Below are 25,774 nucleotides of genomic sequence, written 5' to 3'. Positions count from 1 at the left end.
ATGCGATACCTTATCCCTCATAAAGGACAACAAAATGAAACGCTTATTCACTGTGAGCTTGGTGTTGGCTTTGGCCGCCTGCGCGGGCACGACTCAGCCTTTGGCTGAAGGTAAAGCAAACCAAATTAATAATGTATGTATTGTTAAAAATCCCAAGGTAATGGTATCGGGTTTTACCGATGTGTTGCAGCAACGTTTACAGTATCACGGCATTGCTTCCACATTGGTGGATAATGCCGATACGGCTGCCTGTCCTTATCAATTAACCTATACCGCCCGCCGTACATGGAATGGTCAAATGCGTATGGCGCGTGCCGAATTAAGGCTTTGGGAAAACCAACAGCAAATCGCTTTTGCTGAATACAAAAATCTTTCCAGATCCAGCAATGGCATTAACGATACGGTTGCCGAAAAAATGAATCCGATTATTGATGCCTTGCTGAATAAGAAAAAACGCGTTGGCTTGTAAGCAATTGTTTCAATCGGCAATGGCTGCCAGCCAATCATAAAATCAAACCATTTACCGTAAACATCAGTCAGCATTGGTTTTACAGGTAGCCTGAAACAATATTCAATATTAACCAAATAAGGGGCGGTGGTTACCGCCCATTGCGGTAACCATTTTCAATCATTCAGAAAGACACAAACCATGGCGATCCAATGGTATCCCGGTCATATGCACAAAGCCAAAAAAGCCATTACAGAACGGCTGAAAAGCGTGGATATGGTGGTTGAGGTATTGGATGCCCGTTTACCCGCTTCTTCTGCCAGCCCATTGCTGGCACAATTGGCAAAAGGCAAACCAACCTTAAAAATACTCAATAAACAAGATTTGGCAGACCCTGAACGGACAGCTGTTTGGCTGACGGATTATCAATCCCGCCCCAATACCCGTGCCTTGGCGGTTGATGCCACCGACAAACACGTAACCCAAAAGTTAATTGCCGCTTGCCGAGAATTACTGCCCCACCGACGAGGGCTGGATAAGCCGTTGCGTGTAATGATTTGCGGCATTCCCAACGTGGGCAAGTCCACATTAATTAACGGTATGTTGGGCAAAAAAAGCGCGAAAACCGGCAATGAACCTGGCATCACCAAGTCGGAACAACGCCTGTTTTTAGCCGACGATTTTTGGCTCTACGACACCCCCGGCATGTTATGGCCGAAAATCATTGTTGAAGAGGCGGGCTATAATCTGGCAGCAAGCGGCGCCGTTGGGCGCAATGCTTTGGACGAAGAAACCGTGGCATTGGCTTTACTTGATTATTTGCGCCGTCATTATTTACCTTTATTGCAAGCACGTTATCAAGCCGATTTAAGCAGCAGCCCGCATTGGCTTGACAGCGATTGGCTGGAGTGTGCCGGCAAAAAGCGCGGCGCATTGTTAAGCGGCGGACGCGTGGATTACCAAAAAGCAGCGGAGCGTGTATTAACCGATTTTCGCGATGGCTTAATCGGCCGCATCACTTTGGAAACACCCAATCAATGGGCTGTTTGGCTGAAACAAGCACAGCAGCGCGAAGCCGCACTCAAAGCCGAACGCCAAGCACGCCAAGCCTTGCGCAAAGGTCAAGTTTCATGAATATGACCGCACCGCATTCACCGCCTTGCGCCGAAGCCCTGATTGAAGCCGCACTGCTTACCCAAGCGGAAGCATTGAATGATAAACAATTGCGTCAATTATGCGAGCCGCCCTTATCACAAGACAAACTGATTGATGTTTTGGCAGCATTGCAGCAGCGTTGGCAAAACCGCGCCTTACAACTCACACAAACGGCAAACGGCTGGCGTTTTCAGGCAGCCCCTGCCGCATTTGAACAGCTGGGCAATTTGGCGGAGCAGCGCATTCCGCGTTATTCACGCGCCGTTATGGAAACTTTAGCGATTATCGCCTACCGCCAGCCGGTTACCCGCAGCGACATCGAAGCCATTCGCGGTGTGTCGGTTTCCACACAGGTGATGCAAACCTTACAAGATCGCGGCTGGATTGAAATCGTTGGGCGGCGCGATGTCTTAGGCCGCCCTGGTTTGTGGGGAACAACGCAGACGTTTTTAAGTGATTTTCAATTAAACCATTTAAACCAACTGCCGCCGCTGACGGAATTAGGTGAATTGGTGTTGCCGGAAGCATTGCCGCCCGTTGAATAAGCAATCAAATTAAGTGATGCCGCTACACCGACAATGCCATTTTTCGGCTGCCATATTGTGAACCGATATAAACGGCAACCAAAGTTAAACCACAGCCAAATACCATACGGTAAAAACATTCCCATAATGGTTGAGCCTCCAAACCCAACAATACAAAAATTGCACCACTAATCATCAGCAAATTCATATAAAAACTGCTGTTTTTTCGATAAAAATACCCAATCCTTTTTTGATCTAAAATTCCCGTAAAAAATTTTAAAATCTTTAAATATGATATTTATACTTAAATAAAATTAAATAAATACAATGTATTATACAAAATACCTATCCATACCCTTTCTACTGATAGTAGAATACCCAAAGTAAACTTTTCGTTTTTCATTAATTTTTTAAGCCCACCCTGCCGTCATTGTGCCGCAGAAGAATTCGTTTTCAACGAATTGGAGTCAAAGCATGAATAAAACCAAACCCTTAACCAAACGCCAACAGCGTGATGGCGTTGCCAAAAAACCGCGCCCAACAACGGCAAAGTCCACGGTTAAATCCAATACCAAACCGAATACAACGCATTCAGGCAGCCTGAAAAACACCAAAACTGCCAATACAACCGTTGCCGCACCCAAACAACGGGTCAGCCGTGCCAAAAAATTGGCAGTACGCAGCCCCAGTCAAGCCATTCAAGAACGTTCCCGAGATTTAAAAAAACAACGTTTCGATACCGATTCTTTGCCTCCCGAACGTTTGCAAAAAGCACTGGCGGCTTCCGGCGCAGGCTCTCGCCGTGAAATGGAAGAATGGATTGCGCAAGGACGCGTTCGCGTCAATGGCAAAACAGCACAGCTGGGCGACAAAATCAGCCCGCAAGATGAAGTAACCATAAACGGGCAAGCCATTAAAATCAAATGGCCGGATCGTTTGCCGCGCATCGTGCTGTATTACAAACAAGAAGGCGAGATTGTCAGCCGAGACGATCCGCAAGGCCGTGTCAGTGTATTTGACCGCTTGCCGCAAGCAGACAGCAGCCGTTGGGTCAGTATCGGCCGTTTGGACATCAATACCAGCGGCTTACTGATTTTGACCACTTCAGGCGATTTGGTAAACCGCTTCGCTCACCCCAGTTTTGAAGTGGAGCGTGAATACGCCGTGCGCGTATTGGGCAGTTTGAGTGATGAACAAAAACAGCTGTTATTGCAAGGTGTTATGCTGGAAGATGGTTTGGCAAAAGCAGATTCTTTGCGTGAAGAAGGCGGAGAAGGCGTAAACCGCTGGTACAACGTGATGATTAAAGAAGGGCGAAACCGCGAGATACGCCGCTTGTTTGAAAGTCAAGGATTGACTGTCAGCCGTTTGGTGCGCGTGCGTTTTGGCCCTATTGCCCTGCCCAACCGCCTGAAACGCGGACAATACTATGAGTTGAATCAATTTGAGGTTGCCAACATCATGCGCTGGGCAGATTTACCCGTACCCGGCAGCCGCCGCCGTTAAAGGCTGCCTGAATACTTGCCAAAGGCTGCCTGAATGCCTGCGGCAGAATTTATCTGAAAGGAATAATATCATGAATATCAAAACATACTGCCTGTTGGCTGTTTTGTTGGGTCTGTCTGCGTGCATGTATTATCCGTACTCAGAACGTTCTGCCGTCGTTTACCCCGATTATTCAGTAAACATCAGCGGCGGCAGCGGCAATGGCTATTGGCAAACGGATACCTATTATCCAACGTATATCCGCCCTGTCCGCCCGAATCGCCCGATTATCGTCCGCCCGCGCCCTGGCAATCACCACAACTTCCACCGCCCAAACCGTCCTAATATTGACCGTCCTAATATTGACCGTCCTAATATTGACCGTCCTAATATTGACCGTCCCAATATCGACCGTCCCAACATTGACCGTCCCAATATCGACCGTCCCAATATTGACCGTCCCAATATTGACCGTCCCAATATTGACCGTCCTAATATGAATACCAGACCCGGCAACAACCGCCCCTACTTCAAACAACCCAATCAACCGCCGCGCTTTTCTGCACCGAGACAGCCGCGCCGCAAATAAACCATCATAATAAATTAGATAAATTATCATGAATCTACGCACCCTGATTTTTTTGGCAATCATTGGCTTTTTGCTGTGGGATAAATTTGGCGACCAAATCAAAAGCCACCCAAAAGTCAATCAAACCATCAATGCCGTATTGCCCGATAAAACCGCAGCAAACACATCAAACAGCAGCAACAACGCTATTTATCAAGCCTTTACTCAACAGCGCAGCAATGTGCAAGTCTTGGGTAAAGGGCTTGTCAGCAAAACCCTGCCCGACGACAACAAAGGCTCACGCCATCAACGTTTCATTGTCAAATTAGACAACCAACAAACCGTCTTGATTGCCCACAACATTGACCTTGCGCCGCGTTTACCCAATCTGAAAAAAGGCGATGAAGTGGCATTTTTCGGTGAATACGAATACAGCCCGCAAGGCGGTGTGATTCATTGGACGCATCACGACCCCAATAACAGACACGAAGGCGGCTGGCTGGAATTTCGCGGACAGCGTTATCAATGATTTATAATGCGCCGCTTGGCAGTACCGTTTTAAATTAAAAATGGAACAATTAAACCCGTCCATGCTCACCGATACGGAAAAAAACGCGATACGCGAACATTATCAAACCATTGCCGGCAACTTGCCGAATTTCCGCCCGCGTACGGCACAGCGGCAAATGCTGGCGGCTGTGGCGAATGCGTTCTCACGCAGTAAAAATCGTCAAGAAGGTGAAGAAACTGTCGTACGCGACGGTGAGAGCATTGCCGTGATTGAAGGTCCCACAGGTGTGGGCAAAAGTTTGGCGTATTTGCTTGCCGGCGGCATCATGGCACAAACACGCGGCAAAAAATTGGTGGTCAGCAGTGCCACCGTTGCGCTGCAAGAACAGCTGGTGGGGCGTGATTTACCGTTTGTGGTACAACACAGCGGTTTACAGCTGAGCTTTGCACTGGCAAAAGGACGCGGGCGTTATTTGTGTCCTTACAAACTGTATCAGCTAACCCAAAGCCATGCCCAAGAAAGTTTAGCCGGTTTTGAAACACCGAGTGTACTGTGGGAAAGCAAGCCCAAACCCAACGAATTGGCACTGCTGCGCGATTTGGCAGACGCGTTTCATGAACGCCGTTTTAACGGCGACCGCGACACTTGGCAAGAAGCCATTGATGACACCGTGTGGTTTAAAATCACCAATGATCGGCACGGCTGCCTGAAAACCGCCTGTCCCAATCGCATAGAATGTCCGTTTTTTCTGGCACGGGAAACTTTGGAAAATGTTGATGTGGTGGTTGCCAATCACGATTTATTACTGGCAGACATCGGCATGGGCGGCGGCGTGATTTTACCTGCGCCAGCCAATGCGTTTTACTGCATTGACGAAGCACATCATCTGCCCAAAAAAGCCTTGAGCCAATTTGCCGCTGAACACAGTCTGAATCAAGCCTTATGGTTCAGCGAACGCATTGCTACCGTTACCAATAAAATTGCCGCCGTTACCGACAAAACCGAATTGGCAAATTTAGCCGATGAAGCCGCCTCATCGCTGTTGGAAAGTCTGCAAGAATGGCTGTTTTACTTGGCAGACACACCGGAACTGTCTGCACACGCCGATACCAATGAATCAACTTGGCTGTGGCAAGACGGCACTGTTCCCGAAAATTTAGCGGCATTGGTAAACAACACCCTGTTATCCGCACGTGCTTTACTGAAAAATCTCAACGGCTTAAATGATGCTTTATCCGCCGCACGGCGCGACAAAGGACAAGACAACCTGCTTCTTGACCGCCTTACCACCGAATTGGGATTAATGCTGGCACGTGCAGAGCAAGTTGAAGCGGTGTGGTCATTATTCGCCACCACCACTGCCGAAGATGAAGCACCGCTGGCAAAATGGGTTACACGCAAAACAACCGATAAGCCCGATTACATATTTCACGCATCGCCGGTGAGTGCCGCCGCATCTCTTGTTAATGGTTTGTGGCGGCAAGCCGCCGGAGCCGTATTAACCTCAGCGACATTACGCTCTTTGGGTAATTTTGATTTATTGCTCCGTCAAACCGGTTTATGCCTACTGCCTGAAACCGAAACATTGACGCTGGAAAGCCCGTTTGATTTTTCCAAACAGGGTGAATTGTATATTCCGCCGTTAATTGCCAGCCCAAAAGATGCCGCAGCGCACACCGCCGAAGTGGCACAATGGCTGCCTCAGTTAATTCATGCCGATGAAGCCATTGGCACATTGGTGCTGTTTTCCTCACGCAAACAAATGCAAGAGGTGGCACTCAAGCTGCCTGAAAGCCACTTGCCGCTGTTGCTGATACAAGGCGATTTACCCAAAAACCGCTTATTGACCCAACACCGCGAAGCCATTGCCGCCGGCCGTGCCAGTATTATTTTTGGTTTAGACAGCTTTGCCGAAGGGCTGGATTTGCCCGGTGATGCTTGTGTACAAGTTATTATTGCCAAACTGCCGTTTGCCATGCCCGATAACCCCATTGAAAAAACCCAAAGCCGCTGGATTGAGCAGCGCGGCGGCAACCCTTTTATCGAAATCACCGTTCCCGAAGCCAGCATCAAATTGGTGCAAGCCGTTGGCCGCTTAATCCGCACCGAATCGGATTACGGGCGCATCACCATTTTAGACAAACGCATTCTCACCGCCCGTTACGGCAAACAAATGCTTGCCTGTTTGCCCGCGTTTCGGCGCATTGGCTAACCCATATTTATTTGATTCAGCAAACCCTCCATGACAACAAACCACACCACACTCTCTATTTTACCGCCCGCCATGCTGGGTATTCTGGGCGGCGGACAATTGGGACGCATGTTCACCATTGCCGCCAAAACCTTGGGCTACCGCGTTACCGTACTGGACCCCGATCCAAACGCTCCTGCCGCAGAATTTGCCGACACCCATTTGTGTGCGCCGTTTGACGATGCCACGGCTTTGACGCAATTGGCAAAATGTGCCGCTGTTACCACCGAATTTGAAAATGTCAGTGCTGATGCCATGCGGCAGCTGGCATTGACAACACGGGTATCGCCCTCGGGAGATTGTGTTGCCATTGCGCAAGATCGTGAACAGGAAAAAGCATGGATACGCAAAGCAGGTTTACCCACCGCGCCTTATCGGGTAATTCGCTGCCTTGCCGACATCAATGATGATTGCACCGCTTTACTGCCGGGTATTTTGAAAACCGCCACTTTGGGCTATGACGGGAAAGGGCAAGCGCAAATCAATAGCCTGCCTGAATTAACCGAAGCCTTCACCAAAATGGGCTCAGTGCGCTGTGTATTGGAACAAAAGCTGGATTTGCACACTGAAATTTCGGTGGTGGTGTGCCGTTTAAACAGCGACAACATCGCGTGTTTTCCTTGCGCCGAAAATCAACACGAATGCGGCATTTTGGCTTATTCCACTGTCCCTGCGCGGCTGCCTGAAAACCTGCAGCAACAAGCACAGCAGCTGGCTTGCCGCTTGGCAGACACACTGGATTATGTGGGCGTGTTGGCAGTGGAAATGTTTGTTGTCGGCAAAGACGAAAATTTGGTTATCAACGAAATTGCACCGCGCCCGCACAATTCAGGGCATTACACCTTAGACGCTTGCAGCACCGACCAATTCCAGCAACAAGTACGGTTAATGTGCGGCTTGCCGCCCGCCGACACCCATTTATTATCGCCCTGCTGCATGGCAAATATTTTGGGTGATCTTTGGTATGAGAACAACGAACCCAATTGGCAAATTCTCTTGCAGCCAACAAATGTTTATTTGCATTTATACGGCAAAAAAACCGCGCGCGCAGGACGAAAAATGGGGCATTACACGGTATTGTCCGATAATGCCGGCTCGGCATATACATCAGCCAAAGAACTGCATCGCAAACTGGCTGAAAAACCGGAAAAACCAATCTGATTTTTCAACACACTATTGATGATGCAGTGTCATTCGCCAACATCAACACAATACACAACAATACAGGCTGCCTGAATGGTTTTTCAGGCAGCCTGTATTTATTGAACCACGATTGGTCAATGGCAAGACAGATGCTTACAACACATACCTCGCCAAATCTTCACTCTCGGCAATGTCTTGTAAACGCTCATTGACATATGCTGCATCAATGACTGTTTCACCCGCAGTGCTGTTAAATGATACATCTTCCAACAGTTTTTCCATAACCGTATGCAAACGGCGCGCACCGATATTTTCAGTCTTCTCGTTCACCCGATAGGCAATTTCTGCCAAGCGGGCAATGCCGTCGTCAGTGAAAGTCAGCTGCATATCATCAGTTGCCAGCAAGGCTTGGTATTGGCGGGTAAGGTTGGCATCTGTGCCGGTAAGAATGGCTTTAAAATCCTCTACATTTAAATTATCCAACTCCACACGAATCGGGAAACGCCCTTGTAACTCGGGAATCAAATCACTGGGTTTGCTCAAATGAAACGCGCCTGAGGCAATAAATAAAATATGATCGGTTTTAATCATGCCGTATTTGGTTTGAATGGTCGTCCCTTCCACCAAGGGCAGTAAATCGCGCTGCACACCTTGACGCGACACATCGCCGCCGCGCCGATCACTGTCGGCAGCGATTTTGTCGATTTCGTCCAAAAACACAATACCATTCTGCTCCACAGCGTCCACGGCTTGTTCTCGCAATTCGTCTTCATTCACGAGTTTTGCCGCTTCTTCGTCCACCAGCATCTTCATGGCAACGGAAATTTTCATTTTTTGGGTTTTGGTTTTGTGTTTGCCCATACCCGCAAGCATTTCCTGCAATTGCCCTGTGAACTCTTCCATGCCCGGCGGACCCATAATGGATAAGGAAGCGGAATGTGCGGCAACAATGTCAATATCAATTTCTTTTTCGTCTAACTCGCCTTTGCGCAACATTTGCCGAAATTTTTGGCGAGTATGACCATCTTCCGCAGGTTCTGCTGATTCTCCGGAAAAACCCACTTGGCGAGGCGGCGGCAGCAAAGCGTCCAATACACGATTTTCTGCCGCGTCTTGCGCACGGGCACGGTTTTTGGCGATTGCTTCTTGGCGTATATTTTTCAGGGCAATTTCAATCAAATCACGCACAATGCTGTCCACATCGCGCCCGACATAACCCACTTCCGTGAATTTAGTGGCTTCGATTTTGATAAACGGGGCATTTGCCAAACGTGCCAAACGGCGAGCGATTTCGGTTTTACCCACGCCGGTTGGTCCGATCATTAAAATATTTTTGGGTACAATTTCACTGCGTAGCGGCTCTGCAACACGGCTTCTGCGATAGCGATTGCGCAATGCCACAGCAACAGCGCGCTTGGCTTTGTTTTGCCCGATGATGTTTTTATCTAATTCATGCACAATTTCGTGCGGTGTCATAATGGCTGTAGTCATGAATGCGGTTTCTTTCACGAAAATTCTGGAAGGGTAAGCATACCGTAACAGGCTGTCTGAAAAGCCATGCTTATTCGTGCTTCAGGGTTTCAATGGTGTGGTTTTGGTTGGTGTAAATACAAATATCTCCGGCAATTTCTAAAGATTTTTTCACCACAATTTCAGGCGGCAATTCGGTATTTTCTACCAAGGCACGCGCTGCTGATTGTGCAAACGCACCGCCCGAACCAATCGCGGCAATGCCGTGTTCCGGTTCTAATACGTCGCCATTGCCGGTAATAACCAACGTATTGTGTTTGTCGGCAACAATCAGCATGGCTTCCAAGCGGCGCAAAGCGCGATCAGTGCGCCATTCTTTTGCCAATTCAATGGCAGACAGCATCAGTTTGCCTTGATGTTTTTGTAACTTGCTTTCAAACAATTCAATCAAGGTAAACGCATCGGCAGTGCCGCCGGCAAAACCTGCCAGCACTTTATTGTTGTAGAGTTTCCGCACTTTACGCGCACTGCCCTTGATGACAGTATTACCCAAAGTTACTTGACCATCGCCGCCAATCGCCACATCATCACCGCGGCGCACGGAGACAATGGTAGTGCCGTCAAATTGTTGCATCGGTTTCGTCCTTTCAGGTTTTTGCGTATGGTCTGCCAGATAAGGGCGTTGTTGGTGATTTCAAGAAGAACGTTCCGCTGCTCCCAAACAAAACCGACAACAGCGGCATCTATTCTCTGAAAAATAAACTTGACATAAAAAACACACTCTGTATAATGAGCAGTTCTTCAGACGCGGGGTAGAGCAGCATGGTAGCTCGTCGGGCTCATAACCCGAAGGTCGTAGGTTCAAATCCTGCCCCCGCAACCAATTCAGTGTTTTAAGGCATTTGTATCAGTCCTTAAAAATAAGAATCGCAAAGTTATTACTAACTTGCGGTTTTTTTCGTCCTTTGTTTTCTCTGTTTATACCGTAGAAGCCGAAGATAATGAGTTGTTGGTTTTTTCTTCGTACACTCATTTTGATTTTCTTATTTTCTTAACTGTAAGAATTTCCAGCGTTGTTTACCGTATTTATAGGAAAATACTGTCATGAACATCTACAAAAAACCCGTTTACTGCCGCATCAGCGTCAAGAAACAGGGCGGCTTTGCACAAAAAAATGTGTACATTTCTGATTTGGCGGCTGCCCATTGCGTCAGCAGCCCCACTCTGTATCAAGTCTTGAAAGAAAGCGTTTAAAGTATTTGCGCCCAAAAACAGTATCAACTCCTGCTTTAAACAAGCATATTACGGCATGAAATGTTTGGCAATTGCCACCATACAGCGGTTTACACTGTTCCCTGTGTTGCCGCTTCATGCGGATTGATACGCGCCTCGTCTTCCTGCCCCAAATCCACAAGCCGCCGCAAACGGGTGATGTAGGCATTAACATCTAAGCCTTGCCCGTAACGCTGTGCCTGCCAAATGGTTTCTGCCAATGCCTCCATCATCTCATGTTCAGCGGCAACCCAATCATCATTGTGCTTGGCACACAATTGCCGATGAATATCGGCAATACCGAAAGGTTGATCAATGGCGGCTTGTTCTTGTATCGATAAATGCAGCGACATATGCAAGAATGGATTGGTTTCACCTGCTTCCGGTGTCCATGTGTGATCCAAATAACGTTCCCAATGTGCCAAATAAGTATGGTATTCGGGGTGCGCCTGAATAATGCGCAAGGCTTTTTGCTGTAAGGCATCTAAAGTTTGCGGCTGCGGGCGTTGCTGCCAGACTTGTGCGAAAAATCGGCGAACATCGGTGGTGTTTACATCATACATAAAAAAACAGAATACGAATAAAAGAAGATTAACCAAAGTATGCCACAGTCAAGCAGCAATGTCGCATACGCTGTTAAAAACGGGTCTGTAAAGCGGCTTCAAATCTATTTTTTGATGCACACGTAAACAATGGGTTATTTCGTATTTTTCAATAACGCACCCTTACTCTTTCAGGCAGCCTGAGACAGTAAAGGTGCACATCTTTGCCATAACAAAGCATTAAAAACTGATTTGATAACGCATTTGTTTACGGTTTTATGCTTTCCCACAATACTCAAGCCATCAATTCAACAAAAAAAGAGTAAAACCGTTTCGTTCATTTGCTTGAACGCAGGTTTTACTCTTTAGTTTTAATCAAATCAATGATTGGTTTTTACTTAGCCGCTGAATTGGTGCTAAACCATTTGGTATAAATTTGGTCATAAGTACCGTCTGCTTTCACAGCGGCGATGCCTTCATTCAGTTTTTTCAGAAGATCATCGGGGCGGTCTTTCTTCACAGCGAAACCATAAGATTCTTTTTCAAAGCTCGGATCAACCAAGGTATTTAATTTAACATCGGGATTGTTATTTACGAAATTTTGAACCACACCGTTATCGCCAACGGAAGCATCAACACCGCCTGCCATGAGTTCTTGCAATGCCAGCGGCATGGATTCAAAGCGTTTGATGTTTGTGCTGTCTTTGCCAAACAAATCCTGCACCACCAAATCCCCTGTTGTGCCGTTTTGTACGGATACGGGGCGGCCTTTTAAATCGGCAAATGATTTGATGCTGCTGCCTTTGTCGCCGGTAACAATCATTTGAGTGGCTTCAAAATACGGATCGGAGAAATCCATTTGCTGCTTGCGTTCATCGGTGATGGTAACACTGGAAGAAATAATGTCTGCATCGCCCTTGCCCAGTGTGGCGAAAATACCTTCCCACGGCGTATTGTTAAATTGCACTTTAATGCCCGCTTTTTCCGCAACGGCACTCAGCAAATCATGTGAAAAACCGGTTACCTGACCATTTTCTTCAAATTCAAACGGCGCATAAGTGGCATCTGTTGCCACCATATAAACTTTACCGCTGTCAACCGCCGCAACAGAAGCTGTGCCTTCTGCGCTTGCTGCTGGCGCACTGCTTTCACCCGAACACGCGCTCAAGGCAAATACTGCTGCCAATGCAGCCAAAGAGGTGGTTAATTTAGTGCTTAACATAATCATAAATCCTTTTTTGGTTGATTTGTTTTCTTGGTTTGCCCATATCGTGATGGTTTCATTGTAAAAGCAAGGCGTGTTTCAAACATCGCAGTATCGCTGATACCACAAGGTAAAAACGCTGTGATTTTAAAAATCAGCCGCCATATACAGAGCAGGATTTGGAACTTGGGCTGTCTATCATACACGTATCGGCAAAAAAATAAGTACAGAATTTTTGATGTTTTTGCCTGTTTTCAGGCAGCTTTTTACTAAAAAACGAGCCGCCCGCTTTTTCAGACAGCCCGTTTCTGTGTATTCAGCAACAGCGTGAACCTTTTCCGCCGGAACGCCGATTGTGGCAATAATCCAAAAACTGACGTTGGCTCATCACCGGTGCATTCGCATTGTGGCGGCGTTGCCATTTAACATAATGATCATAATCCGCAACGCCTACCATTAAACTGCCTGTTTGCCGCAGTAAGGTCCATATACGAAGCAGCCGCTTTCCAAAGCCGTTATCAGTCATGAACTCAGCCATGAACATTGCCTTTACTGATAACGGGAACGTTGTCATCGCGGTAAACAGGCGGCGTTTCCTTGGCAGTAACAAAACCGGTTTTCCAAGCCTTAAAACCAACCTTAGCACCAAATACCGCCACGGTTAATACCACGAACAAGAACAACACAGTTAAACCACTGTTTACATAATCATTCAGCACGATTTGGTTCATCTGTTCAACGGTTTTGGCAGGTGCCAAAATCTCATTGTTGGCAATGGCATCGCTGTATTTTTGCGCGTGCGACAAGAAGCCGATAGCGGGTTTGCTGTGGAAGATTTTTTGCAAACCGGCGGTGGTGGTAACAATCAGCAAGCCCAAAGCGGGCAGCAACGCAACCCACACATAACGCTCGCGTTTCATTTTCATCAAAATCACCGCCACCACAATCAAGGCAACACCTGCCAGCATTTGGTTGCCGATGCCGAACAAAGGCCACAACGAATTAATGCCGCCCAGCGGGTCAGTTACACCCACATACAGGAAATAGCCCCACAGCGTAACCGCCAAGAATGTGCCGATTAAATTGGCAGGCAGCGATTCGGTATTGGCAAACGGTTTAATAAAAATACCCACCAAGTCCTGAATCATAAAACGGCATACGCGTGTACCCGCATCAACAGCAGTTAAGATAAACAATGCTTCAAACAGCAAAGCAAAGTGATACCAAAACGCCATCATTGCTTTGCCGCCGATAAATTGGTGCATGATGTGCGCCATGCCCACGGCTAAAGTCGGTGCACCGCCGGCGCGAGAAAGAATGGTGTTTTCACCCACATCTGCCGCCATTTGGGTAATCGCATCGGGTGTAACGGCAAAGCCCATTTGGGTAATCACTTCTGCCGCGTGTGCCGGATCAGTGCTTAACAGCGCCGTTGGGCTATTCATGGCGAAATAAATACCGGGGTCAAGTGTGGCAGCGGCGGCAAGTGCCATAATCGCCACAAAACTTTCCATCAGCATACCGCCGTAACCAATAATAGGCACGTTGGTTTCGTTGGCAATCATTTTCGGCGTAGTGCCTGAAGAAATCAGTGCATGGAAACCCGATACGGCACCGCAAGCAATGGTGATGAATAAAAACGGAAATAAATCGCCCGCAAACACAGGACCTGTACCGTCCACAAATTTGGTCAGTGCAGGCATTTGCAAGGCAGGTCCCACCACCAAAATACCCACAGCCAAGGCAACAATCGTGCCGATTTTCAGGAAAGTAGATAAATAATCACGCGGCGTTAACAACAGCCACACAGGCAATACTGCCGCCACAAAACCGTAAATAATCAACGCCCAAGTTAATTGTACGCCGGTTAAGGTGAACATCGGTGCAAGGTCGCTTTGTGCCACTTTGCCGCCGAAATGAATCGCCAGCATCAGCAGGATAAAGCCGACAACGGAAATCTCGCCGATTTTACCCGGACGGATATAACGTGTGTAAATGCCCATAAACAAAGCGATGGGAATGGTCATGGCAATGGTGAATGTTCCCCACGGGCTGTTGGTTAAGGCTTTCACAACAATCAGTGCCAGCACCGCCAAGATAATCACCATAATCATCAAGATGCCGATGGAAGCAATCAAACCCGGAATATTACCCATTTCTTGCTTGATAATATCGCCTAAAGATTTACCGTCACGGCGCATTGACACAAACAACACCATCATGTCTTGCACCGCACCGGCAAACACCACGCCGAAGATAATCCACAATGTACCGGGCAGATAGCCCATTTGCGCCGCCAACACCGGACCCACCAAAGGACCGGCACCCGCAATCGCCGCAAAATGATGCCCAAATAACACACCTTTGTGGGTGGGAACATAATCCAAGCCATCGTGATGACGTTCGGCAGGTGTCATTCTGCGTGCGTCCAGCTGCATCACATTTTTAGCGATATACAAGCTGTAGAAACGGTAGGCAATGGCATAAACCGATACGGCTGCGGTTACCATCCACACCGCATTCACGGTTTCGCCTCGGCTGAGTGCCAGCGTTGTAAACGATGCCACTCCCAACAACACGACCAGACCCCATAAGAGCCAGGTTTTGATGAACTTCATAAGTATTCTCCACTATCTCCGAAACAAATTCCGAAACAAACGACACCAATACCATGCAATGTATGATGTATTTTTGCCGTTAAAAAAGCCTTTACATTATGTTTTTAAATGTAAAGGCTGATATTATGGAATTTTCAGGCAGCAACGTCAATTCTGCTGTTTTGAATCAAGCAGGTTGTTTGAAAAACAATGGGTAACTTTGCAGCAAACTACAGCAATCCCAAGTTAATATCGCTTAAAACTGCTGCCGGGGCTGCCGCCTGAGTAATCGGACGCCCGATCACCAAGTAATGGCTGCCTGAAGCCAATGCGGCTTTGGGTGTCATGATGCGCCGCTGATCGTCTTGAGTATTGTCTGTGTTTAGCCGAATACCCGGCGTTACCAAAACAAAATCATCGCCCAAGCGGCTTTTCAAAAGTTCTGCCTCCTGCGCAGAAGAGACAACACCGTTTAAGCCGGATTGCTGCGCCAATGATGCCAAGCGCAAAACCTGTTCTTCTATGCTGCACGATACGCCAACCTCAGCCAAATCCTGCTGCGCCATGCTGGTTAAAACAGTAACACCGATAAGCAAAGGCGGGCTGCTGAAATGAGCCACGGCATCAGCCGCCGCTTCCATCATGCGTTTGCCACCCGAAGCGTGCATATCCACCATCCACACACCCATTTGCGCCGCCGCTTTACAGGCAGCCGCCACAGTATTCGGAATATCATGGAATTTTAAATCCAAAAATAATTTAAATCCTTGATTAATTAGCGATTCAGCCAAACTTCTGCCGCTTGCGGTAAATAATTCTTTCCCGATTTTTAATTGGCATAACTCCGGGCGAAGCTGCCTGACAAAATTCAGCGTGGTTGATGCGTTATCAAAATCCAAAGCCACAATCACGGGGGTGGCGGGAGCGTGAACACGAAAATCAGTTATAAGCGGATTCATTATGATTTGATATAAAAAATAAGGTGATTAAATTTCGATGCGGTTTGGTGTAAATGTTTCCCATTTATTACACGCAGGGCAATGCCAGAAAAAAACTTGTGATTTAAAGTGGCAATGACGGCAGCGATACATAACCGTTTTTTGCATTTGCCGCCCAATCACACCGCGCATCATGTCCACATCAGTGCGCCACATTGGATTCAGCTCGGAAATTTGTAAATTCAGCAAGCGGTAAACGCCCTGCAAATCCGGTTTACGGCGTATCAACTCAATAACGGTTTGGTTGGCTTGCTGCTCACCATTGAGCAATAAAGATTTTTCGTATATGACATGAAGCAAATCCAAATTCGGAAAAGTTTGCATATAACCCAGCAATACCGATAACCCTTCTTGCGGTTTTCCCAAAGCATCATAAGCATCATACAATCGCTCCCCCGCCATGCTTAAATACTCGTGATTTTGTTTTTCAATCGCGGAGTAAGCAGCAATGGCTGCCTGAAAATTCTGCTGCTTTTGCTCAACATCGCCCAAAATCAAATTGGCACGGGTGCATTTTCGGTTTATCCGTAAGGCTTCCAGAGTAAAAGAGTGGGCTTTATCATACTCGGAATGATACAAAGCCGCCTGTGCTAATTCACAATAAAATTGAGCAATTTCAAATTGATAACCTTGATTGCCACTGCCTAATTGCTGTGCTGAAACAATTGCTTTTTGCCAATCTCGGTCTTGTTGGTAAATACTCAGCAATATTTTTTTCGCGGGCTTTGCCATGCCGGTTTGCTGCAAATCCAGAAAAATCTTTTCGGCTCTGTCCACCAAGCCGGCTGCCTGAAAGTCTTGCCCCAGCTCAAACAAAACAGTTTCACGCCGAGCCGATACGGTATCCGGTGAATCCAACAAAGATTGATGCAAGGCAATGGCTTTATTGTGTTCACCTCGGGTACGATACAGCTTACCCAAGGTTAAATGCAGTTCATATGTGCTTTGTTTGGCATCACTTTGCTGCGCCACAACATCAGACAAAGCGCGGGCGGCACTGCCGCTGTCGCGTTCAACCAAAGCATCAAGGCTTTTGTAAAAACCTTCCGGCACTGATTTTGCCTGTTTCAATACGGCACGCATATCCACCCGAGCAGCAAACCAACCCATAGCAAAAAACACCGGCAGCAGCAAAACAGGAGCAAGCCACAGCCAAAAAATTGATTCACCCACCGATTACCCCTCGGTTTGATTAACGGCAGCAACAGGCACGGTTGAAATTGCCGTATCGGATTGATTGGCGGCAGTATTTGACAATTCTTTGCTTTGTTTTTTTGCTTCTCGCTTTAAACGGTTTACCTCACCGCGTAAGGACAATAATCTGCCAAACATGGAAAAAACACCCACAACCGCACCCAATACAAAAAAGATGAGCATCAAAACAATCAAAGGCAATTCAAAGCCTTGATCGGGCAGATAGTGAAACGCCGTGTTTTGAGTATTGCTTACTGCCAGTAAAATAAAAGCAATTAAAATAAGCAGCTTAATTAAAGTGTAGATAATTTTCATCGTCAGCATTCCGAGTAAATTGAACGTATTGATTCTGCCAAAGATCGGCTACCCTTATTTCAGGCAGCTTATGTCGGCAATTTCTTTGTATTATATTCATATAATTTTATAGCCTGATGTATTTATATAAAAATTTATTTACAGAGGCTCTAAAAGTAATCGCCATAGGCCAAAGAATAGCCATAAAACCTAAAAAAACATAATAATTTCCGATATTTCTTGCCACAGTCATAAGCAATATATTGATCATTATTCTCCAAGAAAACAGAGCTGCAAACACCCCAAAAATTAAACAGGCTATATTCACATCTACAATAACACCTAAATCTGTAAATACGATGAAATAATGGATAACCAAACTTAGATACACATAGACTGTTTTCGTTATTTTTATATTTTCAGAATAATCGCTTACAAAAGTACATACGATACTTCCCCTCCTGAAGAAGAAATCGTCAATTATCCAAAATAAAAACAAACCATAGCCTATCTTGGTGTACACATCCATTGCTGTCATACTATTTCTCACATGTTAGTATAACCTTGCCCAGCATCACTGACACTTAATAATGATATGGCGTTAAAAGCCCTTGAAGAAGCAGAAAGCGAAAGTGTAAACGATTTACGCCGATTGCGGTATGGTTCGCAGCATCGCTCTTGCGCGGCATAAAGTTCTGATACATGAACGATAACCGCCGAATTGATGTCATCTGCCAAAAAACGAGGCAGTAACATGTGTTTCAAGTTTCATTTTTGAGAAATGAAAACAACGACTCTGATGACTCATCATCAAAATCGCCGCCAAGTTATGTGCCTTACTTTTAGACAAACAACATCAACTGCCACGCGGTGTTTCTTGTCCGCCGATTAAAGCAGTAAAATCATTGCGTGATTTGCTGCTGAATTTTTTTTGTCAGCGTTGTGAAAAGTATCGCGTAAGATTTATCAATCATTTCACGTAAGACATCATCGGCTATAGAACCATCAAGATAGACTGAATTCCAATGAACCTTATTCATGTAGTAGCCGGGTACAATATCCTTAAATTGCTTACGAAGAAAATCGCCGTCTGTAGGCATCAATTTCAGCGTTATTATTGGTCTGCCTGTATTGTCGTTGCCCAGCAAAGCAAACATTTTCCCGCCCACCAAATACCTTACCGCGTTCCACGCTTCTTTATATTCTTTCACCGAGCCTTGTTTTGCTAAACAGTACTCATCAAGCCAAGGATAATTCATTGTTTCGCTTTCACAAAATCAATTGAACTTGCCATATTTTACACGCATAACCCACTACAAATGATCTTGCACCGTTTCTTTATCTGCCATAATAAACAATACTTTGCCGGCAAATCTACAATAATAAAGAATCAAGGCTGCCTGAAAAACCACCGGCTTTCAGGCAGCCTGTTATCCAATCAAGATTTTCATGGATTTCATACGATTGATGCGTTTATTTTCAGCCAGCCCAATTTAAGCAACTCTTCCCTGTTTTCGCTGAATAATGCTGACTAAACTACGATTTTTGCCCTTTAACAATCTGTAAACCTGCGCTGACCAAGCCGCCGATATCGGCAATATTAGCAGGCATAATCAAGGTATTGCCTTCTTTTGCCAGTTTACCGAATGCTTCCACATATTGTTCTGCCACTTTCAAATTAACCGCTTCACTGCCGCCTGGCATACGAACCGCTTCAGCCACCACCCGAATGGCTTCGGCAGATGCTTGCGCCACCAAGCGCAGGGCTTCGGCTTCCCCTTGGGCGCGGTTAATTTGTGCTACTTTTTCACCGTTGGATTCATTAATCGCCGCTTGCGCCTCACCCTCTGATTTTTGAATATCAGCCTCACGCTGCCCCGATGCCAAGTTAATTTGCTCTTGCCGCAAACCCTCTGATTGAGCAATGCGGGCACGCTTTTCACGTTCAGCGGTGATTTGTGCCTGCATGGAACGCAAAATCTCTTGCGGCGGGACCAAGTCTTTGATCTCATAACGCAATACTTTCACCCCCCACGATACCGCCGCTTCATCTAAAGCAGCCACCACCGTGCGGTTGATGTCATCACGCTCTTCAAAGGTTTTATCCAATTCCATGCGCCCAATCACTGAACGCAAAGTGGTTTGTGCCAATTGAGTAATCGCCACCACATAATTACTGGAGCCATACGACGCCAGTGATGGATCGGTTACCTGAAAATAAATAATGCCGTCCACGGTCAGCTGGGTATTGTCGCGAGTGATGCACACTTGGCTGGGCACATCCATCGGAATTTCTTTAAGTGTGTGTTTATAGGCAATTCTGTCCATAAGCGGCACAATAAAACGCAAACCCGGTGTCAGCGTTTTATTGTATTTACCAAAACGTTCCACCACATACGCCTCTTGCTGCGGCACTATCTTATATGCCATAAAACCAAATACACCTATGGCAACAAAAATCAACAACATCAATTCCATTTTAATTACTCCCGATTAAGTGATTATTCAGGCAGCCGCGCCAGTAACAAGCAACTGCCCTCTTTGCCGACAATCTGCACATAAGTCCCTGCCGATACAACACCCTGAATGCGTCCTTGCCATTGTGTCCCGCGATAGCGCACCTGCCACAAATCACCGTTGATTGCCTTTTCCAGCAACACAGTTTGTCCCAAATCAGGGTCATCAGCAGACACTTGCCGCTGCCGTTTACGCCATTGTGCAGACCAACGGCGCACCAGCACAATACCCAGCACCGAAAACAAAGAAGCAATTAATAAATTCACTGCTAACGAAGTACCGAACAACCATTCAGCCAGTCCGGCACTGAGCAAAGACGCGCTCACCACCAACAAATAAAACGTACCAACAAACATTTCAGCCACAAATACCAACACCGCTGCAATTGCCCAATACATAATCTGTTTCCTCCAACAAAACACACCAACCACACCCGTAATGTAACACATTCAAAAGATTTACCTTACACCTGGTAAAAAAATTTTGACGCAATGCTATAATTTTTATATTTTAACGTCCTTACGCGCTCACTTCATGAATATTTTTCAGGCAGCCGTACAACAACGAAGAAAGCAATCCCTATTCTCATTTGTTTCCCGATGAAGCCGCCCTGCCGGCAAAAGCAAAAAAGCAAATAGGAATACGGATTAACCAAACAACAAACCCACTACCTGCACCATTTTTCGGAGATTACCCCATGACCAAACTTTATGACCGCACATTAGAAAAAGAAAACTGCGGCTTTGGCTTAATTGCCAATATCGGCGGCGAACCCAGCCACAAAGTGGTGCGCACCGCCATTTTGGGTTTATCGCGCATGCAGCACCGCGGCGCGATTTTGTCCGACGGCAAAACCGGCGATGGCTGCGGCTTGTTAATGCAAATGCCGAAAACTTTTTTTCAGGCAATTGCGGAAGAAGCCGGCATCAATTTGGCAAAAAATTTCGCCGTAGGCATGATTTTTCTGCCGCAAGACGATGCGCTGATGCAAGAATATGTCAGCATCATTGAGGAAGAATTGACGCGTGAAACCTTGCACATAGCGTGGTGGCGCGAAGTACCGACCAATCCGGCGATATTGGGTGAAATCGCCTTGGCAGACATGCCGCACATTCGCCAAGTATTTGTGAATGCACCCAGCGGCTGGCTGCCGCGCGATTTGGAACGCCGCTTATTTATGACCCGCCGCCGCATCGAAAAACGCATCAATCACCGTGATTTCTATATTTGCAGCCTGTCCAATCAAACCACCATTTACAAAGGTTTGTGCATGCCCAAAGACCTGCCCAAGTTTTATTCGGATTTAGCAGATCTGCGCATGCAATCCGCCATTTGTTTATTCCACCAACGGTTTTCCACCAACACCTTACCGCGCTGGCAACTGGCGCAACCGTTTCGCTATTTGGCACACAACGGTGAAATCAACACCATTTCCGGCAATCGCGGCTGGGCGCGGGCGCGGGGTTACAAATACCGCACACCATTGATTCCCGATTTGCAAGATGCCGCGCCGTTTGTTAATGAAACCGGCTCAGACTCCAGCTCATTGGACAATATGCTGGAAGTGTTTGTCAGCGGCGGCATGGATATTTTTCGCGCCATGCGCCTGCTTGTACCGCCGGCATGGCAAAACAACCCCGATATGGACGCAGACTTGCGCGCTTTCTACGATTTCAACTCCATGCACATGGAGCCATGGGACGGACCGGCGGGCATCGTGCTGAGCGACGGGCGTTACGCCGCCTGCAATCTGGATCGCAACGGTTTGCGCCCTGCGCGTTACGTCATCACCCAAGATCATTTAATCACCATTGCTTCCGAAGTTGGTATTTGGGATTACGCGCCCGATGAAGTGCTGGAAAAAGGACGTGTCGGTCCGGGCGAATTATTGGTTATTGACACCCGCGAAGGCAAGATTTTGCACTCCGATACCATCAGCCAAGAATTAAAAGCACGCCACCCCTACCGTGAATGGCTTAACAAAAACGTTTTGCCGCTGATTCCGTTTGAGCAATTGCCCGACGATCAAGTAGGCGAAGCCAGTTTTTCATCTGATGATTTGGCAGTATTCCAAAAACAATTCGGCTACAACCAAGAGGAAATGGAAAGCGTATTGCGCATATTGGGCGAAAACGGTCAGGAAGCCGTTGGTTCTATGGGCGACGATACCCCATTTGCCGTGCTGTCTGAACGCCCGCGTTTGGTATATGACTATTTCCGCCAATATTTTGCGCAAGTAACCAATCCACCGATCGACCCCCTGCGCGAAGCACATGTAATGAGCCTCACCACCAGTATCGGCCGTGAAATGAGCGTGTTCTTTGAAGCCGAAGGCATGTCGCACCGCGTGAATTTTAAATCACCGGTATTGCTCTATTCTGATATGGTGCAATTGATGAAATTGCCGCAGGAACACTATAAACACCGCCATCTGGAAGCCATTTACCACCCCAATGAAAGCTCCCTGAAAGAAGCCATTACCAAATTGGCAGACGAAGCAGAAGCCGCCGTGCGCAGCGGCGCAGTATTGCTGGTGGTGTCCGACCGCAAAATCGGGCGCGATTTGATTCAAATCCCCGCCCCTTTGTCCGTTGGTGCCATTCACCAGCGTTTGGTGGAAACCAACTTGCGCTTGGACGCCAACATCATCATCGAAACCGCCTCCGCCCGCGATCCGCATCACTTTGCGGTATTAATCGGCTTGGGTGCAACCGCCGTGTATCCGTATTTGGCGTATGAAAGTTTAGCGCACATGGTAAACATTGGCGCGATTACCAAGCCCCTGCGTGTGGTAACCACCAATTTCCGCAACGGCATCAACAAAGGCTTATACAAAATCATTTCTAAAATGGGCATCTCCACCATTTCTTCTTATCGCGGCGCACGCCTGTTTGAAGCGGTAGGCTTTGGTGATGAAGTTATGGATTTGTGTTTCAAAGGCATGGTCAGCCGCATTAAAGGCGCAAATTTCGCTGAATTGGCAAACGATTTGCACCAATTTCATAAAGCGGCATGGCAAAAAAGCAAACCCCTAGATGCGGGCGGCTTCCTGAAACATAAGCCGCAAGGCGAATACCACGCCTACAACCCCGAAGTGGTGAATACCCTTCAGGCAGCCGTTAATTCAGGCGATTACAGCAAATACCGCCTGTATGCCAATGCGGTAAACACCCGCCCAATCACCGCTCTGCGCGATTTACTGCGTTTGAAAACCGAAAACCGCCAAGCCATTGCATTATCTGAAGTAGAAGCTGCCGATAAATTATTTCCGCGCTTTGACAGCGCCGCCATGTCCATCGGCGCGCTCAGCCCTGAAGCGCACGAATCTTTGGCAATTGCCATGAACCGCTTGGGCGGTTATTCCAATTCCGGCGAGGGCGGCGAAGATCCGAAACGTTACGGCACAGAAAAAGTATCCCGAATCAAACAAGTGGCATCAGGGCGTTTTGGGGTAACACCTGCCTATTTGATGAGTGCAGATGTCATTCAAATTAAAGTAGCACAAGGTGCGAAACCGGGTGAAGGCGGGCAATTACCCGGCGACAAAGTTACCCCGTATATTGCCCAGCTGCGTTTTTCCGTTCCCGGTGCTACCCTGATTTCACCGCCGCCGCACCACGATATTTATTCCATCGAAGACTTGGCGCAATTAATCTTTGACTTAAAACAAATCAATCCGCGCGCACTGATTTCAGTGAAACTGGTTTCCCTGCCCGGTGTCGGCACGATTGCCACTGGCGTAACCAAAGCGTATGCCGATTTAATCACCATCTCCGGTTACGACGGCGGCACCGGTGCCAGCCCGCTTACCAGCGTCAAATATGCCGGCAGCCCGTGGGAACTGGGCTTGGCAGAAGCACAGCAAGCCTTGGTGGAAAACAACCTGCGCCATAAAGTTCGCCTACAAGTGGACGGCGGTTTAAAAACAGGTTTGGATATCATTAAAGCCGCGATTTTGGGCGCGGAAAGTTTTGGCTTCGGCACAGGTCCTATGGTGGCATTGGGCTGCCGCTATCTGCGAATTTGCCATTTAAACAATTGCGCCACCGGCGTTGCCACCCAAGACGATACCCTACGCAGCAAACACTTCCACGGGCTGCCTGAAAAAGTGATGAATTACTTCAAATTCATCGCCGAAGACGTGCGTGAAATCATGGCTTCCTTAGGCGTATCCCAGCTCACCGACTTAATCGGACGCACCGATTTATTGGAAGTGGTGCAAGGCAAAACACCCAAACATGCCGCTTTGGATTTAAGCCGCCTGCTGTATGCACCGAAAGTACCTGCCGGCGGTGCACGCCATTGCACCCAGAACAACCCCCCGTTTGACAAAGGCCGCTTAAATCAAGCCATTATCAGCGAAGCGGCAGCAGCCGTAGAAAACGGCGGCAATATTGATTTGAGTTTTGACATTAACAATACCGACCGCTCTGTCGGCGCAGCATTGTCGGGCTTAATTGCCGCCAAATACGGCAACCGCGGCAACCCGAAACAGCACTTCGATATTCGCCTCACCGGCACATCAGGGCAAAGTCTCGGCGTGTGGCTGGCAAACGGCGTGAATCTCTATCTTACCGGTGATGCCAACGACTACGTCGGCAAAGGCATGGCGGGCGGGAAAATCGTCATTCGCCCGCACGGCGGCACAGCATTTAAACCCGAGAACGCCACCATTGCCGGCAATACCTGCCTCTACGGCGCAACCGGCGGCAAGCTCTTCGCTTCAGGCAAAGTTGGGGAACGTTTTGCCGTGCGCAATTCCGGCGCAACCACCGTGGTAGAAGGCATCGGCGACAACGGCTGTGAATACATGACCGGCGGCGTGGTGTGCATCTTAGGCAAAACCGGCGTGAACTTCGGTGCGGGCATGACCGGCGGCTTTGCCTATGTATTGGACGCAGACGGCGGCTTCAAAAAACGCATTAACCCCGAACTTGTCGAAGGGTTAAACATCACTGACCTGCCCATGCACCAAGAACATTTACGCGGACTGATTGCCGAACACGTTGAAAATACCCGCAGCCCGTTGGGCGAGCGTATTTTAAGTGATTGGGATAACTACGTTGACCGCTTTATACTGGTCAAATCCAAAGCCAATGATGTCAATGCCCTGCTGGGACACAAACGCCGCACCGTAACCGAACTGCGCGCAGTAACCCAATAAATAATATCGCAATAGAACGGTGATGATTTTCAGGCAGCCTTTTTACAGGCTACCTGAAATATTTTACCCCACAGTAAAACCGATTAGGTGTAAGAATTACCCGCGTTATTTACACTTTTCATCAAAATAAAAATATTTCTCTAGTACCTCGTATGGTGTCGCCCCGTTAAGTGATTTATGGGGCTTCACCGTATTGTAGTAGTTGATGAAGCGATTTAGCTCCAGCTTTCGATGCTCACTGTCCTGAAAGCGTGTTTTATCGTGCCACATCTGCATCAACGTCCTGATAACCCGCTCTGCCTTACCATTGGTCTGTGGGCGGGCAACTCGGGTAAATTTTTGATTGATGCGATGTTCTGTACAGACAATTTTGAAAGCATGTTCCGGCGTTCCCTTGTATTCTGTCCCGTTATCCGAGTATACGCAATCAATCTGAT

At 47.5% G+C, this 25,774-nt stretch carries 25 protein-coding genes and 1 tRNA gene; 10 read left to right on the top strand and 16 right to left on the bottom strand.

Annotated elements, in window-relative coordinates; translation table 11 throughout:
* Positions 1-34: 34 nt before the first annotated feature.
* The 3 genes from Q384_RS12575 (at position 35) to scpB (ending at position 2,148) form a co-directional block, all read left to right on the top strand.
* Complete coding sequence (locus tag Q384_RS12575; RefSeq protein WP_051940371.1) at positions 35-469, top strand: Sbal_3080 family lipoprotein; 435 nt, start codon at positions 35-37, stop codon at positions 467-469.
* Between the two features lie 180 nt (positions 470-649).
* Positions 650-1,582 carry a ribosome biogenesis GTPase YlqF gene (ylqF, locus tag Q384_RS03360; RefSeq protein ID WP_037585960.1) on the top strand — a complete coding sequence of 311 codons (933 nt, stop codon included), beginning with the start codon at positions 650-652 and terminating at the stop codon, positions 1,580-1,582.
* 2 nt (positions 1,583-1,584) lie between these two features.
* The gene (scpB, locus tag Q384_RS03355; protein ID WP_037585984.1) at positions 1,585-2,148 is read left to right on the top strand and encodes an SMC-Scp complex subunit ScpB; all 564 of its coding nucleotides are present in this window, start codon (positions 1,585-1,587) and stop codon (positions 2,146-2,148) included.
* 22 nt (positions 2,149-2,170) lie between these two features.
* On the opposite strand, the gene Q384_RS13160 is transcribed toward scpB, so the two are convergent.
* Positions 2,171-2,335, bottom strand: a complete 165-nt coding sequence (locus tag Q384_RS13160; protein ID WP_156956422.1) for a hypothetical protein — start codon at positions 2,333-2,335, stop codon at positions 2,171-2,173.
* Between the two features lie 266 nt (positions 2,336-2,601).
* On the opposite strand from Q384_RS13160, the gene Q384_RS03350 reads away from it, so the two are divergent.
* Positions 2,602-3,633 carry a pseudouridine synthase gene (locus Q384_RS03350; RefSeq protein WP_037585959.1) on the top strand — a complete coding sequence of 344 codons (1,032 nt, stop codon included), beginning with the start codon at positions 2,602-2,604 and terminating at the stop codon, positions 3,631-3,633.
* Between the two features lie 172 nt (positions 3,634-3,805).
* On the opposite strand, the gene Q384_RS14475 is transcribed toward Q384_RS03350, so the two are convergent.
* Positions 3,806-4,231, bottom strand: coding sequence for a pentapeptide repeat-containing protein (locus Q384_RS14475; protein ID WP_169740828.1), 426 nt, complete (start codon positions 4,229-4,231; stop codon positions 3,806-3,808).
* Here Q384_RS14475 and Q384_RS03340 point away from each other — a divergent pair.
* The 3 genes from Q384_RS03340 to Q384_RS03330 all read left to right on the top strand — a co-directional run bounded on the left by Q384_RS03340 (position 4,230) and on the right by Q384_RS03330 (position 8,103).
* The gene (locus Q384_RS03340; RefSeq protein ID WP_037585957.1) at positions 4,230-4,709 is read left to right on the top strand and encodes a DUF3465 domain-containing protein; all 480 of its coding nucleotides are present in this window, start codon (positions 4,230-4,232) and stop codon (positions 4,707-4,709) included. The two genes, Q384_RS14475 and Q384_RS03340, sit on opposite strands and share 2 nt — an antisense overlap.
* Positions 4,710-4,770: 61 nt before the next feature.
* On the top strand, positions 4,771-6,903 hold the full coding sequence (gene dinG, locus Q384_RS03335; protein WP_037585983.1) for an ATP-dependent DNA helicase DinG: 2,133 nt from the start codon (positions 4,771-4,773) through the stop codon (positions 6,901-6,903).
* A 30-nt stretch (positions 6,904-6,933) separates the two neighbouring features.
* Complete coding sequence (locus Q384_RS03330; protein WP_037585956.1) at positions 6,934-8,103, top strand: 5-(carboxyamino)imidazole ribonucleotide synthase; 1,170 nt, start codon at positions 6,934-6,936, stop codon at positions 8,101-8,103.
* Between the two features lie 135 nt (positions 8,104-8,238).
* On the opposite strand, the gene hslU is transcribed toward Q384_RS03330, so the two are convergent.
* Both hslU and hslV read right to left on the bottom strand, forming a co-directional pair.
* Positions 8,239-9,576: an ATP-dependent protease ATPase subunit HslU gene (gene hslU, locus Q384_RS03325; RefSeq protein ID WP_037585954.1), complete on the bottom strand. Its 1,338-nt coding sequence runs from the start codon at positions 9,574-9,576 to the stop codon at positions 8,239-8,241.
* 70 nt (positions 9,577-9,646) lie between these two features.
* Positions 9,647-10,189 (bottom strand): ATP-dependent protease subunit HslV, encoded by a 543-nt coding sequence (gene hslV / locus Q384_RS03320; RefSeq protein WP_037585953.1) that lies wholly within the window; start codon positions 10,187-10,189, stop codon positions 9,647-9,649.
* 172 nt (positions 10,190-10,361) lie between these two features.
* On the opposite strand from hslV, the gene Q384_RS03315 reads away from it, so the two are divergent.
* Together Q384_RS03315 and Q384_RS13150 are read left to right on the top strand one after the other, a co-directional pair.
* Positions 10,362-10,438: transfer RNA gene (locus Q384_RS03315), tRNA-Met, on the top strand.
* Between the two features lie 221 nt (positions 10,439-10,659).
* Positions 10,660-10,809: a hypothetical protein gene (locus Q384_RS13150; protein ID WP_156956420.1), complete on the top strand. Its 150-nt coding sequence runs from the start codon at positions 10,660-10,662 to the stop codon at positions 10,807-10,809.
* An 89-nt stretch (positions 10,810-10,898) separates the two neighbouring features.
* Here Q384_RS13150 and Q384_RS03310 read toward each other — a convergent pair whose 3' ends face one another.
* The 11 genes from Q384_RS03310 to Q384_RS03260 form a co-directional block, all read right to left on the bottom strand.
* A complete protein-coding gene (locus Q384_RS03310) occupies positions 10,899-11,390 on the bottom strand; it encodes a DUF1841 family protein (RefSeq protein WP_037585952.1) in 492 nt (163 codons plus the stop codon).
* Between the two features lie 373 nt (positions 11,391-11,763).
* Positions 11,764-12,591 carry a basic amino acid ABC transporter substrate-binding protein gene (locus Q384_RS03305; RefSeq protein WP_037585982.1) on the bottom strand — a complete coding sequence of 276 codons (828 nt, stop codon included), beginning with the start codon at positions 12,589-12,591 and terminating at the stop codon, positions 11,764-11,766.
* Positions 12,592-12,889: 298 nt separating this feature from the next.
* Positions 12,890-13,111 carry a YbdD/YjiX family protein gene (locus Q384_RS03300; RefSeq protein ID WP_425423470.1) on the bottom strand — a complete coding sequence of 74 codons (222 nt, stop codon included), beginning with the start codon at positions 13,109-13,111 and terminating at the stop codon, positions 12,890-12,892.
* Entirely contained in the window at positions 13,104-15,191 is a 2,088-nt protein-coding gene (locus Q384_RS03295; protein ID WP_037585951.1) for a carbon starvation CstA family protein, read from the bottom strand. The genes Q384_RS03300 and Q384_RS03295 overlap by 8 nt, the downstream gene beginning before the upstream one ends.
* Positions 15,192-15,400: 209 nt before the next feature.
* Positions 15,401-16,129, bottom strand: a complete 729-nt coding sequence (gene pyrF, locus Q384_RS03290) for an orotidine-5'-phosphate decarboxylase (RefSeq protein WP_037585950.1) — start codon at positions 16,127-16,129, stop codon at positions 15,401-15,403.
* A 27-nt stretch (positions 16,130-16,156) separates the two neighbouring features.
* Entirely contained in the window at positions 16,157-17,341 is a 1,185-nt protein-coding gene (lapB, locus tag Q384_RS03285; RefSeq protein ID WP_037585949.1) for a lipopolysaccharide assembly protein LapB, read from the bottom strand.
* 3 nt (positions 17,342-17,344) lie between these two features.
* Entirely contained in the window at positions 17,345-17,677 is a 333-nt protein-coding gene (locus tag Q384_RS03280; RefSeq protein ID WP_084224376.1) for a LapA family protein, read from the bottom strand.
* A 106-nt stretch (positions 17,678-17,783) separates the two neighbouring features.
* Complete coding sequence (locus Q384_RS03275; RefSeq protein ID WP_156956419.1) at positions 17,784-18,194, bottom strand: hypothetical protein; 411 nt, start codon at positions 18,192-18,194, stop codon at positions 17,784-17,786.
* A gap of 364 nt (positions 18,195-18,558) precedes the next feature.
* Positions 18,559-18,915, bottom strand: a complete 357-nt coding sequence (locus Q384_RS03270; RefSeq protein WP_037585947.1) for an MmcQ/YjbR family DNA-binding protein — start codon at positions 18,913-18,915, stop codon at positions 18,559-18,561.
* Between the two features lie 277 nt (positions 18,916-19,192).
* Positions 19,193-20,134 (bottom strand): SPFH domain-containing protein, encoded by a 942-nt coding sequence (locus Q384_RS03265; RefSeq protein ID WP_037585946.1) that lies wholly within the window; start codon positions 20,132-20,134, stop codon positions 19,193-19,195.
* Between the two features lie 23 nt (positions 20,135-20,157).
* Positions 20,158-20,571: an NfeD family protein gene (locus Q384_RS03260; protein ID WP_037585944.1), complete on the bottom strand. Its 414-nt coding sequence runs from the start codon at positions 20,569-20,571 to the stop codon at positions 20,158-20,160.
* Between the two features lie 299 nt (positions 20,572-20,870).
* Between Q384_RS03260 and gltB the strand changes: the two genes are divergently transcribed.
* On the top strand, positions 20,871-25,337 hold the full coding sequence (gene gltB / locus Q384_RS03255; protein ID WP_037585943.1) for a glutamate synthase large subunit: 4,467 nt from the start codon (positions 20,871-20,873) through the stop codon (positions 25,335-25,337).
* 105 nt (positions 25,338-25,442) lie between these two features.
* On the opposite strand, the gene Q384_RS03250 is transcribed toward gltB, so the two are convergent.
* Positions 25,443-25,774, bottom strand: a 332-nt coding sequence (locus Q384_RS03250) for an integrase core domain-containing protein (RefSeq protein WP_037585942.1), incomplete at its 5' end; no start/stop codon positions are given.

The organism is Stenoxybacter acetivorans DSM 19021 (assembly GCF_000745895.1).
In the GTDB taxonomy this organism is placed as follows: domain Bacteria; phylum Pseudomonadota; class Gammaproteobacteria; order Burkholderiales; family Neisseriaceae; genus Stenoxybacter; species Stenoxybacter acetivorans.
The sequence above is the reverse complement of the archived record's forward strand: the minus strand, read 5'-3'. Positions and strand labels throughout refer to the sequence as shown.